Source organism: Fodinicola feengrottensis, from assembly GCF_039530045.1.
Lineage (GTDB): Bacteria > Actinomycetota > Actinomycetes > Mycobacteriales > HKI-0501 > Fodinicola > Fodinicola feengrottensis.
Genome location: NZ_BAAANY010000030.1, coordinates 106,267 through 123,269, shown reverse-complemented (window position 1 = coordinate 123,269; position 17,003 = coordinate 106,267). Strand labels below are relative to the sequence as shown.

14 protein-coding genes and 1 pseudogene are annotated in these 17,003 nt (G+C 66.9%); 4 read left to right on the top strand and 11 right to left on the bottom strand.

Translation table 11 applies throughout. From position 1 onward, the window contains the following. Positions 1-26 precede the first annotated feature (26 nt). A complete protein-coding gene (locus tag ABD301_RS31405) occupies positions 27-2,330 on the top strand; it encodes a sialidase family protein (RefSeq protein ID WP_344313889.1) in 2,304 nt (767 codons plus the stop codon). Here ABD301_RS31405 and ABD301_RS31400 read toward each other — a convergent pair. Continuing rightward, entirely contained in the window at positions 2,323-2,577 is a 255-nt protein-coding gene (locus tag ABD301_RS31400; protein WP_163566950.1) for a hypothetical protein, read from the bottom strand. The two genes, ABD301_RS31405 and ABD301_RS31400, sit on opposite strands and share 8 nt — an antisense overlap. Before the next feature lie 87 nt (positions 2,578-2,664). Between ABD301_RS31400 and ABD301_RS31395 the strand changes: the two genes are divergently transcribed. After that, positions 2,665-3,267 (top strand): class I SAM-dependent methyltransferase, encoded by a 603-nt coding sequence (locus ABD301_RS31395; protein ID WP_344313888.1) that lies wholly within the window; start codon positions 2,665-2,667, stop codon positions 3,265-3,267. On the opposite strand, the gene ABD301_RS31390 is transcribed toward ABD301_RS31395, so the two are convergent. From ABD301_RS31390 to ABD301_RS31375, 4 genes and pseudogenes are all read right to left on the bottom strand, one after another. After that, positions 3,251-3,775 carry a redoxin family protein gene (locus tag ABD301_RS31390; RefSeq protein ID WP_163566951.1) on the bottom strand — a complete coding sequence of 175 codons (525 nt, stop codon included), beginning with the start codon at positions 3,773-3,775 and terminating at the stop codon, positions 3,251-3,253. The two genes, ABD301_RS31395 and ABD301_RS31390, sit on opposite strands and share 17 nt — an antisense overlap. A 43-nt stretch (positions 3,776-3,818) precedes the next feature. Next, positions 3,819-4,937 (bottom strand): annotated as a pseudogene (rho, locus tag ABD301_RS31385) (transcription termination factor Rho); the annotation flags it as partial. A gap of 316 nt (positions 4,938-5,253) precedes the next feature. Continuing rightward, positions 5,254-6,858 (bottom strand): alpha/beta hydrolase, encoded by a 1,605-nt coding sequence (locus ABD301_RS31380; protein ID WP_279579233.1) that lies wholly within the window; start codon positions 6,856-6,858, stop codon positions 5,254-5,256. A 234-nt stretch (positions 6,859-7,092) separates the two neighbouring features. Then, complete coding sequence (locus tag ABD301_RS31375) at positions 7,093-7,491, bottom strand: thioesterase family protein (protein ID WP_163567072.1); 399 nt, start codon at positions 7,489-7,491, stop codon at positions 7,093-7,095. Between the two features lie 111 nt (positions 7,492-7,602). On the opposite strand from ABD301_RS31375, the gene ABD301_RS31370 reads away from it, so the two are divergent. Further along, positions 7,603-8,493, top strand: a complete 891-nt coding sequence (locus ABD301_RS31370; protein ID WP_344313887.1) for a phosphotransferase family protein — start codon at positions 7,603-7,605, stop codon at positions 8,491-8,493. Between the two features lie 32 nt (positions 8,494-8,525). On the opposite strand, the gene ABD301_RS31365 is transcribed toward ABD301_RS31370, so the two are convergent. Then, positions 8,526-9,674: an acyl-CoA dehydrogenase family protein gene (locus tag ABD301_RS31365; protein WP_344313886.1), complete on the bottom strand. Its 1,149-nt coding sequence runs from the start codon at positions 9,672-9,674 to the stop codon at positions 8,526-8,528. Between the two features lie 263 nt (positions 9,675-9,937). Between ABD301_RS31365 and asnB the strand changes: the two genes are divergently transcribed. Further along, the gene (gene asnB, locus ABD301_RS31360; RefSeq protein ID WP_344313885.1) at positions 9,938-11,776 is read left to right on the top strand and encodes an asparagine synthase (glutamine-hydrolyzing); all 1,839 of its coding nucleotides are present in this window, start codon (positions 9,938-9,940) and stop codon (positions 11,774-11,776) included. 103 nt (positions 11,777-11,879) lie between these two features. Here asnB and ABD301_RS31355 read toward each other — a convergent pair whose 3' ends face one another. From ABD301_RS31355 to ABD301_RS31335, 5 genes are all read right to left on the bottom strand, one after another. Then, positions 11,880-12,566 carry a class I SAM-dependent methyltransferase gene (locus ABD301_RS31355; protein ID WP_163566954.1) on the bottom strand — a complete coding sequence of 229 codons (687 nt, stop codon included), beginning with the start codon at positions 12,564-12,566 and terminating at the stop codon, positions 11,880-11,882. A gap of 7 nt (positions 12,567-12,573) precedes the next feature. After that, positions 12,574-13,590, bottom strand: a complete 1,017-nt coding sequence (locus ABD301_RS31350) for a glycoside hydrolase family 43 protein (RefSeq protein ID WP_344313884.1) — start codon at positions 13,588-13,590, stop codon at positions 12,574-12,576. Positions 13,591-13,944: 354 nt separating this feature from the next. After that, positions 13,945-14,736 (bottom strand): DeoR/GlpR family DNA-binding transcription regulator, encoded by a 792-nt coding sequence (locus ABD301_RS31345; protein WP_344313882.1) that lies wholly within the window; start codon positions 14,734-14,736, stop codon positions 13,945-13,947. An 11-nt stretch (positions 14,737-14,747) separates the two neighbouring features. Then, the gene (locus tag ABD301_RS31340; RefSeq protein ID WP_344313881.1) at positions 14,748-15,383 is read right to left on the bottom strand and encodes a histidine phosphatase family protein; all 636 of its coding nucleotides are present in this window, start codon (positions 15,381-15,383) and stop codon (positions 14,748-14,750) included. Further along, entirely contained in the window at positions 15,380-16,855 is a 1,476-nt protein-coding gene (locus ABD301_RS31335) for an FGGY-family carbohydrate kinase (protein WP_344313880.1), read from the bottom strand. The genes ABD301_RS31340 and ABD301_RS31335 overlap by 4 nt, the downstream gene beginning before the upstream one ends. Positions 16,856-17,003 lie beyond the last annotated feature (148 nt).

Here is a 17,003-nt window from a genome sequence, read left to right as displayed (position 1 = left end):
GTGCTGGTCGAGGGAAGGTGGCTGCGGTGGCTGGCCGACGTTTGTTCTGCGCCCTGGGGATGGTGTTGGCCGCTGCGGTGCTGGTGCCGGTGGCCGCGTTCGGGTCGCCAGCGAGCTACACCTTCGAGGGGGACGCGGTTGGCAGTGTGCCGGCGGGGTGTGTGACGCCGACGGGGCGGGCTGGGGCGGTGGTCAGTGACCAGCGGGCGTACGCGGGAAGTCGCTCATTGCTGGTGGATGATCAGACTTCGACGGCGATGACCGCGATAGCCTGCGGTTCAGCCAGTGCGGCCGGTGCCGACCTCGCTTTCGCCGCGTTTCCCGATCACAGCGCCAACGGTTTCCTGATCGACATTCTCGGCACCACCGCGACGAGCGGGACGACACCGGTCTTTCATCTGCTGGCTTCCGCGGACGGATCGATGAGTTGGTACGACGGCTCGAAATGGAACTCGTTCGCGGCGGCCGGATCGTTGCCGCAGAACCAGTGGAGCACGGTGGAGATCGCCGTTCCGTCGAACTATGGCGGGATGTCCGTGTCGGTCGGTGGGCATGACGTTGGTACGGGTGGAAGGTGGGGGACGGCAAGCATTACCGGCATCACCGGATTCGGCTTCGCCAGCACGGGTACGGTCCCCACTGGCGACCGAGTCTTCTTTGACAACGTCACTTTCGGTGCGGTGCCGTCGATCCAGACTTTCGAGACGGACACCGCCGGCGCGGTGCCGACCGGATGTGTCACACCGGCAGGGAAAACGCCCGCGACGGTCAGCGCTCAGCGGGGATATAACAGCAATAGGTCGCTGCTGATCAACGACCAGTCCACCAGCGCGATCGTCCAGGTCGGCTGTGACCGGCCAGTGCAGCAGGGTGGGGACTTGAAGTTCATGGCCTACCCGGCCGCGCTGGCGAACGGATTCCTTATCGACTTCAACGGCACCGTCCGCGGCTTTTCGGACGTACGAACAGTTTTCCACCTCGCGGTCACCAGTGCCGGCGGCATCAACTGGTACGACGGTGGGACCTGGATGCCGGTCGCGCCGGCCGGGACCGTACCGATGGCGACTTGGTCCAGCTTCGAGATTTCGGTGCCGACAGACCAAAGTGTGGCATATGTCTCGGTCAACGGACAGTATGTCGGAGCCGGCGGGCCCTGGGGCGTACGCGAGGTGACGAGCATTGTCGGGTACGGTTTCGCCAGCAACGGCACGCCGACCACCGGGGACACGGTTTTCCTTGACAACGTGGGGCTTGGCGCGGCGGACGACGCCGTGCCACCGGCGGCGCACGGCCGGTTCGACATTTCGCCGCTGGTGCTCATCGACCAGCGCAGCACTCCAGTGCAAATGCCCAACACAGCAGTTGTCGTCGGCCAGCGGGTGCTGCTGAGCTATCCCGCGCACACCGACAGCAGTGCCACCAGCGGCAACGAGTACGCGTACTCGGACAATGGCGGTGCGAGTTGGGTGCACGCGCAGGCCAGCAACCCGATGCCGAATGAAGCGTCCTATAGCATGACCAGGCTCGGCAATGGAAATCTGCTGGCGGTCAACTATCACACGTACATGCTCGCCGGAAACAAAAGCGCGTCGGTCGACAGCGCGATTTCCACGGACAATGGCATGACGTGGACCAAACGTACCGGCACGATGACAACGACACAGGAAATGCGGCCGATTTCCTCGGCCACCGATCGACCCGGCTCGGCGCAGGGTGGATTCGTGCTGGTGCACAGCGCGCTGCAAAACTCGGACGGCAGCCTTTTCCAGTCCGCGTACGGATATTACCAAGACGACCCGAAATACCGTGAGCTGTTGCTGGTCTCCACCGACGGCGGGCTCAACTGGACCGTACGGGCGACGGTGGGATTCAATCCGACGCTGACCAGTGATGGCCGGTACGAGGGATTCTGCGAGGGCGCCTTCGCGCGGGCCGCGGACGGTTCGCTCTTCACCGCGATGCGGATCGGCGGTTATCTGCCGATGTACGCGTCAAGATCGACCGACAACGGTGTCACCTGGTCGACGCCGACACCGTTGCTCAACGGACCGGGGGAGTCGACTTTCAGTGTCTTCCCGACGATCGTGAACACCGCCGGCAACACTTTCGTGATGGTGACCGGACGTCCGGGTTTGTCTCTGCTGGTTTCCGATGACGGCGGGCTTTCGTGGTCCAGATCGGTGGCCGCGGACTACCAGGACTCGGCGAACGGGACATTGGTCGTGCTCGACCCGGCACATCTGCTGCTTTTCGGGGACCGCGGCGCGAACTGGTCCTCGCCGACCCCTTCGCCTTATCAGGTGTGGTCGCGGCAGGTGTCGCTCAGCTGACCGGGTCGAGGTCGTACGCCTCGTCGCCGACCCAGATGCGCAGACCGTCGGCGTCGTCGGTGATCGCACCGTCCTCTTCCTCGCCGAGTTCGCGGGAGGCGCCGAGAGCCGCTTCGCTCAGCTCGATCCAGCCGTCGCCGGCATCGTGCGGCCGGTATTCGGAGGCGAGCCAGTGCGTGCGGCTCTCGGTGGCGAGGATGGCCGCGTTCTCGACCCCGACCTGCGCCCTGAACGTCCGGTTCCGCATGGCGACCTCCGAGGAGATTGTCGTCGCGGCGATGGTCGGCTGTCCACGGTCGGCGCCGGATCCTCTCCGTTCCGATAGGTTGGCCAGATGGGTGACATCGCGGCCACACGGGCGTTTTTCGGGCCACGCGCGGCCGGGTGGGAGGACAAGTTTCCCGAGGATGGGCCGGCCTACCAGCGAGCGGTCGACGAGCTCGCGGTGCCGGTCGCCGGGGCCGTGCTCGATGCCGCCTGCGGCACCGGCCGGGCCATCGAGCCGTTGCGGGCGGCGGTCGGACCGGCCGGCACGGTGATCGCCGTCGACGTGACCGTCGAGATGCTGACGGAGGCCGCTCGGCGCGGCCGCGGTGGGCTCGTACTGGCCGACGCGACTCGGCTGCCGCTGCGGGACGCCTCGCTGGACGCGGTCTTCGCGGCCGGACTGCTGCCGCATTTGCGGGACACCGAGGGTGGTCTGTCCGAGCTGGCCAGGGTGGCTCGTACGGGCGCCCGGCTGGCTCTTTTCCACCCGGTCGGTCGCGCTGCCCTCGCCCGCAAACACGGCCACGAACTGGCCGCCGACGACATCCGTGCCGAACCGCGTATTCGGGCCGCGCTGGCCGCCACCGGCTGGCGATGCGAGTCCGTCGACGACGCCGATGAACGCTATCTTGTCCTTGCCGTACGGGAAAAGATCAAGCCAACGATTTGATGACGGCCTCCGCCGCCGAATAGTTCGGCTCGCGCATCTGGTCGGGCACATATTCAGCGTACGCGATGCGGTCCTCGCGATCGATCACGAAAACGGCCCGCTGCAGCAGCCGCCATTGTTTGAGGAGCACGCCGTAGTCGACGCCGAAGCGTTCGTCGCGATGAGCGGACAGGAACTGGTGGCCGGCGTGTGTCTCGGTCCGCCAGCGATCCAGCGCGAACGGCAGGTCCATGCTCACCGTGGACATCCTGATGGCCGAGTCCTCGGAGAAAAGCCGCTCATCCCAGGTCCGGGTCTCCAGCGAGCAGACCGGCGTGTCGATCGAGTTGATCACGTTGAGCAGCCGTACGGCGCCGGCCGAGTCGCTCAGCCGCACCGGGATCACCGCGCCATCGGACGCCAGCCAGTCCAGCTCGAACGCCGGGGCCGGCGCCCCCACGACCAGCTTACGACCCACCACGGTGAGCTGTTCGTCCAGCTCGAACGCCTCTCCGGTCCGTTCGTCCATGGCCTCGACCGTACACAGCCCCGGGTGCCCCTTAAGGCAGGGTCTAAGCGGCGAGACGGGTGGTGGCGCTGATGCGCATGAGGAACTCGGCGTTGGACTGGGTTTTGCGGAGTTGGTCGAGCAGCTGCTCGATGGCGTGCTGGCTGTCGCGGGTCTGCAGGAGCCGGCGGAGTTCCTGGACCAGGACCAACTCCTGCGGCGACAGCAGAAGCTCCTCGCGACGGGTGCTGGACGGTGTCACGTCGACGGCCGGGAAGGTCCGGTGTTCGGCGATCTTGCGGTCCAGTTTCAGCTCGGCGTTGCCGGTGCTTTTGAGTTCCTCGAAGAAAAGGGTGTCGGCGGCCGAGCTGGTCTCGACCATCGCGGTGGCCACGATGGTCAGCGAGCCGCCACCTTCGATGTTGCGGGCGGCGCCGAGGATGCGCTTGACCGGGTGCAGCGCGGCCGCGTCCACGCCACCGGACAGCACACGGCCGGACGGGCGGGCCGCGAGGTTGTACGCGCGACCGAGCCGGGTGATCGAGTCGAGCAGCAGCACCACGTCCTGGCCCATCTCGACCAGCCGTTTGGCCCGCTCGACCGCCAGTTCGGCGACCGCGGTGTGCTCGGCCGGCGGCCGGTCGAACGTGGACGAGATGACCTCGCCGCGTACCGACCGCTGCATGTCGGTGACCTCTTCGGGGCGCTCGTCCACCAGCAACACCATCAAGGTGCATTCCGGGTGGTTGGTGGCGACGCCTTCGGCGATCGCCTGCAACACGGACGTTTTCCCGGCTTTGGGCGGCGAAACGATCAGAGCGCGCTGGCCCTTGCCGATCGGCATCACCAGGTCGATAACCCGTGCGGTCAGCTTTTTCGGGGTGGTTTCCAGCAACAGGCGCTGGTCCGGGTGCAACGGCACCAGCGACTGGAATTCCTGCCGTCGCTGGAAAGACTCCGGTGGTTGGCCGTTGACGCTGGCCAGCGTGGCCAATTTCGCGTCCGGCTCGGACGGAACGCCGGTGACCAGGTCACCACTGCGGAGATTGTGCTTGCGTACCAAGGCCATTGGCACATGTACGTCGTCGGGGCCGGCCAGGTAGCCGGCAGTGCGGATGAAAGCGGATTTTTCTCGTACGTCGAGAATGCCACTGACGGTTTTCATGAGATTTCTCCTTGCGAGAGCGGAAAGACTGGGATCGAGCCCAGGAAAAGGTCGCCGCTGTCACGGGCGGTGGGAATCAGATCCGCGAGCGCAAACCTGATGACTGGACTCTAACCGCTTCCTGGGGCGGCGCTTCGCCGTCATCCACAGGAGCTGTTGAACGCACCATAGCTTGTCCACAAGGCACCGGCAAGCACCTTGTTAGCCATGTCGCTTCTGACGGGTTCAACACCGCCATCCGTACGCCTATTCCGCCGGGCATAAAAAGGCCCGGCCGGCAGAGTGGAATCCGCCGGCCGGGCCGTACTAGCAGGGTCGTACTAGCGCCGAAAAACTAGCCGCGGAACTTGCCCGGCAGTGTGCCGGCAGCCTTCGCGGTGGTGCCGGGAGCCGCCTTCGCCGCGTTGGCGGTCGGCGCGGTGGGCACTGGGCGGGGCAGGTACGGGCAGGTGGCGTCGGCGCCGCCGCCGGCCTTGCGCTTGGGCAGCTTGCCGGTGGCCAGGTAGTCGGCGACCTGGTTGTCGACGCATGCCACACCGGACAGTGAAGCGGCGTGCGTGGTGCCGCCGGGGCTCGCGATCAGGGACGCGTTCGGGAAGAGTTTGCGCACCTCAAGGGTGCCCTCGTAGGGCGTGGCCGCGTCGAGGGTCTCGTCCAGCAGCAGGATCGGCGCGACGGTCTTGCCGGTCACGGTCACCGGCTTGCCGGCCTTCGCCGGCCAGTAGAGGCACGGCGCGTTGAACCAGGCGTTGCCCCAGGTCTCGAAGGGCGCCTGCGCGTACGTCCGCCAGTTGTCGATCCGCCACTTGTTCCAGCTCTGCGGCCACTGGATGTCGGTGCACTGCACCGCGTTGTAGACCGCGAACCCGTTGTCGGCGTTCGGCACGGTCGGGTCGCCGTAGAGGTCCAGCAGCGGCTGCGCGTCCTGTTTGTGCACCCAGCCGGCGAAGGCGTTGGCCATGTCGACCCAGCCGTAAATGTAGTAGCCGGCCTGCAGGAAGACGTCGACCCACTCGTCCTGGCCGATCTTGCCGGCCGCCGGCTTCTTTGCCAGCAGCGCCTTTTGCCGGTACCACTGGGCTTCGACGGCCCGCTCGGTCTTGCCGAGGTGGTAGATGTTGTCGTACTGAGCGACCCAGCCGAACCAGATCTTGATGTTCCGCTCGAAGGCGATGTCCTGGTCGAGGTTCGCCTGGTACCAGATGTTGCGCGGGTCGACGTTGCTGTCCAGCACCGCCCGGCGGACCCGGGACGGGAACAGCGTCGCGTAGACCTGACCGAGGTAGGTGCCGTACGAGAAGCCGTAGTAGTTGATCTGGCTCGCGCCAAGCGCGGCCCGGATCGAGTCCATGTCACGGGCCGAGTCGGTGGTCTTCAGGTGATCCAGCAGCGCGCCGCCGTTCTTGGCACAGGCCTGCGCGTACGCCTTGGACTTGGCCAGCCAGATCTTCTCCAGCGCGAGCGAGGTGGGCTCGTACTGCGGGCGGTTGAAGCCGGCGTAGTCGGAGATGCAGGTCAGCGCCGGCTTGCTGGAGCCAACCCCGCGCGGGTCGAAGCCGATCCAGTCGTACGCGTCGCCGACGTGGTTGGGCACCGAGGCGCCGAGGGTGGACAGGGTCAGGCCGGATCCACCCGGGCCGCCCGGGTTGGTCAGCATGATGCCCTGGTATTTCGCGTCGGGGACCTTGTGCTTGATGCGCGAGACCGCCAGCGAGATCTTCGTGCCGGACGGCTTGCTGTAGTCCAGCGGCACCTGCAGGAAGCCGCACTGTCCGCCGGCCTGCTGCAGGCGGGTCGAGTCGCATGTGCCCCAGGTGATGCTGGCGGCGGCGGTGCTGGTGGTGGTGGGCGCCGCGGTGGCGGCCGCCCCGGGTATCCCGGAGACGAGCGTCGCACCGCCGGCGACCGCGGTCACGGCCGCGACTAACAGTTTTCTCACTCAAAACCCCTTTGCCGAAAAAATGTCCCGCGTGGACCGGTGAACGGCGTCATTCACGCAGGTGGCCGGGGGTGATTTTTCGCGTCGCGGGGCCCGATGGGGAGACGCCACCCATACCGTTATCAAACTGTGATGGGGGCTTCAGGTTCTGTTATGGAGGATGTCGGCGTTCGCCTGCCGAGGGGCAAATGTGCTGTTCAGGGTTGGTGCTTGCGGAGGCCGACAGGGCAGCGGTCAAGCAAGCAACGCTGCCCGGAAGTCGTCCGGGACCGGCTTTTTGGCGTATTGCTCGGTGTCGACCGTGACGTACACATTGCGGGCCTCGCAGGCCAGCCGGTCGCCCACTCGGGCCTGGAAGTCCAGCTGGAAGCTGGTGTTCCCGACCTTCCCAGTGGTGACCGCGACCACCAGCGGGTCGCGCCACCGGACGCTGGACCGGTAGTCCAGGTCGCTGTGCACCAGCTGGATGTCGGTGCCGCTGGCGATCAAGTCGTGGTAGGCGACGCCTCGATACCCGAAATACTCGTACGAGGCTTCGTCGAAATAGCCGAGATACCACATGTTGAAGACCACGTTCTGGGCGTCGACCTCCAGATAGCGCACCCGTGCCGGGAAAAGGAACTCGTCAGCCATCCGGATATCGTACGGGCGGCGGCGAAGGGCAGGCGACCTGCCGGCGAAGATCCGTGTCACACCTGATGAATTCGGTCCGGAACCCGGAGTTCTTCTGGCAAACTCCCGAACGTGAATCCGGCGGGCCGTACGGACGAAGCCGTCCGGGCGCAAGCGATAGAGACGGCGATCGCGTCGCCGCACCCGGCGCGCATCACCGCGCTGGGTCACCGGTCGGATTCGGTCACCTACCTGGTGAACGAGCGGTTTGTGTTCCGCTTCCCGAAAGTCGCCGGGCAGGCGGTCGCGCTGCAGGTGCAAACCCGGCTGCTGCCCGAGTTGGCGCCCCGGCTGCCGGCGCCGGTGCCCGAGCTGCGGTTCGTCGGGCAGACCGTCACGGGCCTGCCGTACGTCGGATATCCGCAGCTCACCGGCCAGTTCCTGACCGCCGACCGGTTCCTGACGCTGGACAGCGACGCGCGCTCGCGGGTGCTCGACGAGCTGGCCGCTTTCATCGCCGCGCTGCGTGCCACCACCCTCGAGCTGGCCCGCGGCTGTGGCGTACCGGACCTCGACTTTCTCGGTACGTACACCGCCGACCGCGACCGGTTCCGCGACGAGTTCGCCGCGCGGATGAGTGCTGCCGAAGCCGCCCGCATCGAGTTGCGGTTCGCCGACTATTTGGGCGATCCCGCCAATTTCGACTACGAACCCGTCCTTCTGCACAACGCGTTGTCCGTCGACCACATTCTGTGTGACCCGACCACCGGCGCGATCCGCGGAGTGCTGGATTTCGCCGCCGCCGCGATCGGCGATCCGGACTACGAGCTGCGGCACCTGGCGCAGGCTTTTGGCCTCTCGGTGGCGCTGGAGGTCGCCATCCGGCTCGGCCACCACGACCGTACCCGGCTGGTCGACAAGCTCGACTTCTTCGTCGCTGTCGACGCCCTGCGGCTCGCGATGCGCGGCCCCCGCCGGGGCGACCGCGCCCTCGTCCGCGCCGGCCTCGGCTCCCTCCGCTAATCGCGGAAGAAGATCCTGTCGGTGCGCTCTCGTTAGAGCCCGAGGCCTCGGCCGATCACTTCCTTCATGATTTCCGTGGTGCCGCCGTAAATCCGGGTGATCCGGGCGTCCGCGTACGCGCGAGCGATCGGATACTCGGTCATGTAGCCATAGCCGCCATGCAACTGCAGGCACGCGTCGGTCACGCGGCCCTGCAGCTCGGTGCACCACCATTTGGCCTTGGCCGCGTCCTCGACGGTCAGCTCGCCAGCGTCGAGCGCGAGAATGCACGCGTCCACGTACGCCTGCGCCACGTCGACCTCGGTGGAGATCTCGGCGAGCGTGAAACGGCTGTTCTGGAACGAGCCGATCGGCTTGCCGAAGGCTGTGCGCTCCTTGACGTACGAGAGCGTCCACTCCAGCGCGGCGGCGGCCGCCGCGACCCCGGCGACCGCGATCGACAGCCGTTCCTGCGGCAAGTTCGCCACCAGCTGTCGGAAACCCTGGCCCAGCTCGCCAAGCAGGTTGCCGGCCGGCACGCGTACATCGTTGAAAAACAGCTCGGCGGTGTCCTGCGCGTGCTGGCCGAGCTTGTCCAGGTTGCGGCCGCGCTCGAAGCCGGCCATCCCGCGCTCAAGCACCAGCAGGCTCATGCCGGCGTGCCGCTGGGTGGGGTCGGTTTTCACCGCGGTGATGACCAGGTCCGCGTTGATGCCGTTGGTGATGAACGTTTTCGAGCCGTTGACGACGAAATCAGCACCGTCCCGGAGCGCGGTGGTGGACATGCTGGCAAGGTCGGAGCCGATGCCGGGCTCGGTCATCGCGATGGCCGTGATCAGCTCGCCGGCGGCGATCCCGGGCAGCCAGCGCTGGCGCTGTTCTTCCGTTGCGTACGACAGAAAATAGGGCATGCAGATGTCGTTGTGCAGGGTCATCCCGAGCCCTGCGGCGGCCGCGCCGCAGCGCTGCACCTCCTCGCCGAAGACGGCGTTGAAGCGGAAGTCGTCGACTCCGCCACCGCCGTACTGCTCCGGGATGGCCATCCCGAGGAACCCGGCCGCGCCGGCCGCGCCGAACAGCTCGCGCGGCACGATCCCGGCCTCCTCCCACTGGCTGAGGTGCGGCACCACGTCCTTGTCCAGAAACCGGCGCACGCTCTCCCGGAATGCCTCATGGTCTGACCCGTACAACTGGCGGCGCATCACAGGTCCCCTCTGCTCTTGCTTCTTGCACCGAGTGTGTCACGCCGGCACCGGCCAGATTCCGGAAACATCGGCGTAACACCACTGCTCGGAGAAAGCCAGCAAAGCGGACACCGCAAGATTGGCTGATTTGTCATATTGCGTGATCTACCGGCGAGTATCTACCGTCGAAATTAGTTAGCACTGCAAATTAAATCCCCGGCGTCGGAAACCTGCCCGAAACACCAGGCCTCGCTGCCGGGAACCTCGAGGGAGCAACGCGCATGTGCGGAATCACCGGGTGGGTCGACTACGACCGTGATCTGACCCAACAAAGAGCAGCCGCCCAGGCCATGGTCGACACGATGATCTGCCGCGGCCCGGACGCCGAGGGACTCTGGCTGCGCGAACACGTGGCCCTCGGGCACCGCCGGTTGGCGGTCATCGACATCGAGGGCGGCACCCAGCCGATGCCGTACGAGCAGGCCGGAAACGACGTTGTCTCGCTGACCTATTCGGGTGAGACGTACAACTTCCGGGAGCTGCGCGAGCAACTGACCAGCAAGGGGCACGTTTTCCAGACGGACAGCGATACCGAGGTCGTGCTGCACTCGTACTTGGAGTGGGGCGCGGGCATGGTTGACCACCTCAACGGCATCTACGCCTTCGCCATCTGGGACTCCCGTACGCAGGAGTTGCTGCTCGTACGCGACCGGATGGGCGTCAAGCCGTTGTTCTTCGCGACCGTCCCGAACGGCGTGCTGTTCGGCTCCGAGCCCAAGGCGATTCTCGCCAACGGCCTGATCAAACCGGTCGTCTCCGCGACCGGGCTGCGTGAGGTGCTCGCCTTCATCAAGACGCCGGGCGAGTCGCCGTACGAGGGCATTCGGGAGGTGCGTCCCGGACACCTGGTCAAGGTCAGCCGTTCCGGTATCGAGGAACACCGCTACTGGGAGCTGCACTCGGAGCCACACACTGACGACCTGGACACCACCATCCACACCGTCCGCGAGCTGCTCGACGACATCGTCACCCGGCAGCTGATCTCGGACGTACCGCTGTGCACGCTGCTGTCCGGCGGCTTGGACTCCAGCGCGATCACCGCGATCGCACAGAAGGCGCTGATCGCGCAGGGCCACGACTCGGTGCGCTCCTTCGCGGTCGATTTCACCGGCCAGGCCGAGAACTTCCAGCCGGACGCGATGCGCGGGACTCCGGACGGCCCGTACGTGCATGACCTGGCGGAGTTCGCCAAGACCAACCATCAGGACATCGTGCTGGACACCGCCGACCTGATGGACGAGGCGAACCGGCTCGCGGTCGTACGCGCCCGGGACGGCCTCTCGATGGGCGACATGGACACCTCGCTTTATCTGCTTTTCGCGGCCATTCGCAAGCGTTCGACAGTGGCCCTGTCGGGGGAGTCCGCGGACGAGGTTTTCGGTGGCTACAAATGGTTCCACGACAAGGCCGCGGTCAACGCGAACACGTTCCCGTGGATGGCCATGCAGCACGGCATGGACGGCGGCTGGCAGAACCTGCTGACTCCGGCGCTGGCCAAGCAGCTCGACCTGGATGCCTATGTCGCCGACCGGTACGCGCAGGCGCTCGCCGAGGTGCCGCGACTGGACGGCGAGGAGCCGTTCCAGGCGCGGATGCGTGAGGTCAGCTATCTGCACCTGACCCGGTTCGTACAGACCCTGCTGGACCGCAAGGACCGGATGAGCATGGCGGTCGGCCTGGAAGTCCGGGTGCCGTTCTGCGACCACCGGCTCGTACAGTACGTCTTCAACACTCCGTGGTCGATGAAAACCTTTGACGGCAGGGAAAAGAGCCTGCTGCGGGCGGCCACCAAGGACGTGTTGCCGGAGTCGATCGTGCAGCGCGTGAAGAGCCCCTACCCGTCGACCCAGGACCCGCGCTATCACCAGGCGTTGGAGGACGCGGCCGGCAAGCTGCTGGCGACCGGTGACAGCCCGATCTTCGACGTGATCGCGCCGGATGCGCTGCGCAAGCTCGCCGAGGTGCCGGCCGGCCACGACCAGGGCGCCCGGATGGGCCTGGACATGGCCCTCAACCTGCACACCTGGCTCACCGACTACAAGGTCACCGTCGCCGTCTAGGCGAATCATTCGAACACGTGTACGATTAGGTAAGACCGGGATCGGCGCATCCGTCCACGAACGCCCCCCTCGTCGGCGATGGCGCCGATCCCGGTCTCCCTTTCTAGTACGAGCGGGACCAGAGGTTGACGGCGTAGTCGACCTCCAAACCCTGGTGAGCGGCGCAGAACTCGTCAGCGAGGGCCGGCGAGAACTCGATCCGTACGACCGCCTCCAAGTCGGCGCGCGACTCGAACCGCCAGCCCATGTCCAGGCTCTGCCGGGAAAAACCGTGCCGGCCCCAGAACCGCTCGACCTCGATCGGGTCGTACGACGGCACCTGCCGGCGAAACCACGGCCCGAAGAACGATCGAGTGGCGTCGTTGTCGATGATGAAGGCGACCCCGCCGCGGCGCATCACCCGCTCCAGCTCGCGCAGCCCTGGTTCGCAGCCAGGGCCGAAAAAGTACGACCAGCGGGCATGCGCCACCGCGATGCTACGGTCGGCGACCGGCAGTGCCTGCGCGACGCCGACTCTCACGTCCACAGTGGACAGTCCGGCAACTCGGCGGGCCGCCTGCCGGGCATTGCCGCGATGTGGCTCGACCCCGATCACACTGGCCGCGGTGGCCGCGAACATCGGCAGGTGAAAGCCAGTGCCGCAGCCGATATCCAGCACTGGCTCGCCGGCCCAGTCCCGCATCCGCCGCATCGCGGCCGGAATCACCCCGTCCGGGTCGACCGCGCGGTTTTCCAGCTCGTAGACATCCGGGTGTTTCCAGATGTTCGGACTGGGAATCGCACCGCGCATCCGGAAATTATCGCACCACCACCGGCGTCGACCCGCGCCAGCACAGCGGTGCGGTGAACATCGCCCGCCCGCTGGGAATGTTCGCGTGGAAGACGATCTGGCCGCCGACCACGTCCTGCCCGCCGGGGTTGGTGATCACCCCCGGCCAGGTGGTGCTGTCCAGCACGTACGTGCTGGATTTCTGGTACGGGCCGGTGAGTCGATCCGCGGTGGCGAATTTGACGTGGTAGTTGAGCGTGTACGGGTTCGCTGAATAGAGCAGCACGAATTTTCCGGCTCGTGGCACGATAATGGGCGCTTCGATGACGTTGTTCTCGTCGCCGGCCGGATCCGCGGTGAGCAGCCGGACCCGGTCGCCCCGAAAGGTCAGCCCGTCGGCGGCCACCGGCTGCAGCCATATCGACGCCGGCTGCCCATGGGCGTTGGAATTGTCTTTGTAAACCAGGTAATGCCGGCCATTCACGGTCAGGCTGGACGGGTCGATGTCGCCTTCGTCCTGCCGGCAGACCAACGGCGCGGAGCCGACGTTGCGGAACGGCCCGGTCGGCCGGTCGGCCAGCGCGGCGCCGATGCACTGCACCTGGCCGTGGAAGTTTGCCGCGAAATACATCAGAAACTTGCCGTCCTGCCGGCGGGACACGTCCGGCGCCCAGATCAGGTTGGTGCCGCTGCCCTGGTCGAAGACGGTCCACGACGGCGGCTGCGGCAGTGCGTCGACGGGCTGAACGGTCCACGGGCCGGTGATCCGGGAAGCCCGGGCGACCGGGATGTTGCGCAGGCCGGTGTCGTAGGTGCTGTTCGTCGAGTACGCGTAGTAGCTGTTGCCGACCCGCAGCACGTCCGGATCCGGGAAGTCGCGGTTGATCAGCGGAGTCGGCGCGCCGGCGGCGACCGCGGGCAGATCGCCCAAAGCCAGATCACCCAAAACCAGAGCGCTCATCACGAGGGTGCCGACGAGCCCCACCGAGACCACCTGGCGCAGGCCTCGTACGTACCCAGCTAATCCGGTGCGCGGAACGGTCATCTGGGCGCTCCCTGGGTACGACGGAATGCGGCGGACATCCCATTCTCACGTTGTAAACAGCCGGGCGGCACTGAACTGTCCGCATCTGGCAGCCAAAATTCTCGGCAATTGCTACCGCTTTAGGGCCTTTTGTCCATTACGCAGGGTTGATCTTTCGAGCTATCGTCTAGCACGGCGCAACACGCCGTATCGGGTACGCGCCGAGGGTCTGCAGCAGATCCTCTGTCACCGGGGATGTGGGGCCGTGGTGCCGGTGGGCACCGGGTCGCGCGTCCGTCGCGCTCGATGCGCGTGGTCGGGGGAGGCTCCGGTGGTGGCGGGGTCCCGCTGGCCGTGCTGGTCAGCGGGGACCAGTCATTCCCGCAGGCTGGCGACCTCAACGTTCACTCCGCCGGCCCGCATGTCCTCCAACTGCTGCGCGCCGACGCCCGCGTCCACGATGAGCACGTCGAAATCCTTCAGCGGACAGAGCTGGTGCAGGGCCCGCCGGCCGATCTTCTGGGAATCCATCAGCAGCACCTTCTTGTGCGCCGCCCGCAGCATCGCGCGCTTGGTCAGCACGATCTCCTGCTCCTGGTGGTACGTCATTTCCGGTGTCATCGCAGACGTACTAACGAAAACCACGTCGACGGTGAGCTGGGAAATGGCGTCGATGCAGCCCACTCCGCCGAACGAGTCGTGGGTGTGCGAATACTCCCCGCCGAGCGCGATCAGCCGGATGTCCGGCATTTTGCGCAACACCTCGATGGCACCGATGTAGTTCGTCACCACGGTCAGCGGCGAGACATCGCCGAGCAGCCGCGCGGTCGCCAGCGTCGAGGTGGCGTCGTCGAGCATGATGGCCATCCCAGCGTCGACGTGCCGGCGGGCCACCCGCGCCATCGCGGCTTTCTCGGCCTGCCTGCTCTGCAGCCGAAACTCGATGTTGCTCTCGAAAACACTGGATGGCTGCGCGGACACCCCACCACGGAATTTGCGGACAATGCCCTGGCGGGCGAGATCTTCCAGATCCCGGTGCACGGTCATCAGACTGACGCCGGTCATCTCGGCGAGCTCGTTCGCGGTGGCCGACTCGCGGTCCAGCACGTAACGGGCGATCTGTTCCTGCCGGGACCGGCGGGCCGAGGCGGGCTTTTGCGCGTCCATGTGGCCTGAGCTTAGAAGATCGGGTCTACCGGGCTTAACGGGGCATTGAATCTGGCCAGCCTGAACATTCGGTCAGCTACCTGCAGTTCTGTCACCGCCACGTTGTCAGGCGCGGCCAGCACCCGGCGGTAGGTCGAGAGATCGATTCCCAGCAACTGGCAGAGCGCGAGCCGGATCACGGTGTTATGGCCGACCACCAGGATTCGTTCACCCGGATGTGCCTTGGCAAGCAGTTGTAGACAGTGGACCATCCGGTTGGCGGCCGCCGAAAGCGGCTCCGCGCCAGGAAAAGGCGACGCCACCGGGTCGCGTACGAACGAGTCCGCGATCTGCGCGCTGTCCGCCCGGATCTCGTCCAGCGTCCGGCCTTCCGCCGATCCAAAGTGGACTTCCCGCAGATCGGCGTGAATTTCCGGCCGTACGCCCAGAACCCGCGCCGCCGGCGCGGCGGTCAGCTGGGACCGGCGCAATGTCGAGCACGCGAGGACGGTCGGCCTTTCGGCGGCCGTCCGGCTGCCGGCCCATTCGCCGAGCAGCCTCGCCTGCGCGTACCCGGCTGGTGCGAGCCCGATGTCCGACGAACCGGCATACCGATTTTCCCGGTGCCATTCGGTTTCGCCGTGCCGTACCAACAAAAGGCTGGTCACTGGTCGCCTTTGGTCAACGGCCGGAAAGCCGCCGCGGCCAGTGCGGTGGGCAGCCAGTCGCGGCGGCACAGCTCGTCGACGAACCGCGCGTACGCGTCGTCGAACCGGCCGGCCCGGTCCGGCCGCGGCTCGACCACCTCGCGAATGCGGACCATCGCCTCGGCGGTCGCGGTGAGTTCGCCGGCTGGTGCGGCGGCCAGGATCGCCATCCCGGCGGCCGCCTCGACGTGCGCCGGCAGCGAGACCGGGCGCTTCATCACGTCGGCCCGCAGCTGGTTCCAGTAGCCGTTGCGGCTGCCGCCGCCGGTCGCGGTCAGCCGGCCGCTCACGTCGGCGCCGATCTCGGCGAGCGCCACATAGGCAAGGCGTTCGGTGAAGGCCACCGCCTGCAGTACGGCAGCGAAGCGTACGGCCTCGTCATCCGGGACGCCGAGCTGGAAGCCTTCCGCCGCGGTGGCCCGGAACGGGAACCGCTCACCGTGGCCGACCAGCGGGTACGTGACGCCCGGGGCCGGTTCCACGGCAGCCGCCGCGGCCGTCAGCCGGTCCAGGTCGCCGGCCGGGAAGTCGCGGCTCAGCACCCCGGCGCCCACGCTGGACGCCCCGCCGGGCAGCCAGCCGCCGTCCGGGTGCAGGTGCGAATAGACGCTGCCTTCTGGGTCTCTAAGCAGCTCAGTGGACACGCCCTTGATCGCGAGCGTGGTGCCCAGCACCGAGTTCCAGCTGCCCGGCCGAAGCGCGCCGGCGCCGATCTGGGCGGCGCAGCTGTCGGTCGTTCCGGCCAGCACGGGCGTACCGGCCGCCAGCCCGCAGGCTTGCGCGGCACTCTGGCTGACTGTCCCCAACGGCGTGCCAGGAACCACCAGGTCCGGAAGGACGGCCGGGTCCAGGGACAGCTTGTCGAGTACGTCCGTTGGCCAGCTGAGTTTCGTGAGGTCAGCGCCGGTTTTGAGAGCATGCCCGGTGTCGGTGGCGACCGGGTGCCCGACCAGCCGGGCGGCGAGGTGGTCGGCCTGGTGTTCGATCCGGCGGGCGCCGGTCAGCTCGCCGTGCCGGGCCAGCCAGAGCACCTTGGGCAGCCCCCAGGAGGCCTGGATGCGGTAACCGAGCCGGTCCCACAGGTCCGCGCCGACCTGCTGCACACACTCGGCCTCGTCCCTCGCGCGGCTGTCGTCGTACATGACCGCGGGCCCGGTCGGGCGGCCGGCGTGATCCACTACCAGGACCGTTCCGGACGTACCGCAGATCGCGAGGGCTCGTACCCGCTCGGGCGCGATGCCGTCCAGCGCCTGCCGACTGGCCGCGCACGCCGCGTCCCACCACTCGTCGGGATCCTGCTCGTGCCGGGTGGCCATCCGGTGGTCGGTGCCGAGCGCGGCGAAGCCGGCCGCGACTTGCTGGCCGGTCTCATTGAGGAGCACCACGCGCGCGCTCTGGGTGCCAATGTCGACGCCCGCCCAGAGGTCGCCCACCGCACCCTCTCTCCCCGAAGATCACATACCTGAATGATAAATTCTTCAACCACTATGTTAAGTGTCGTACGCCCGCGCCGCCCTCCGACCTGTTCTTTCTCACCCTCAGTAGTCCTGTTTTGTCCGCATCGACGCGATGCGTGCGTCC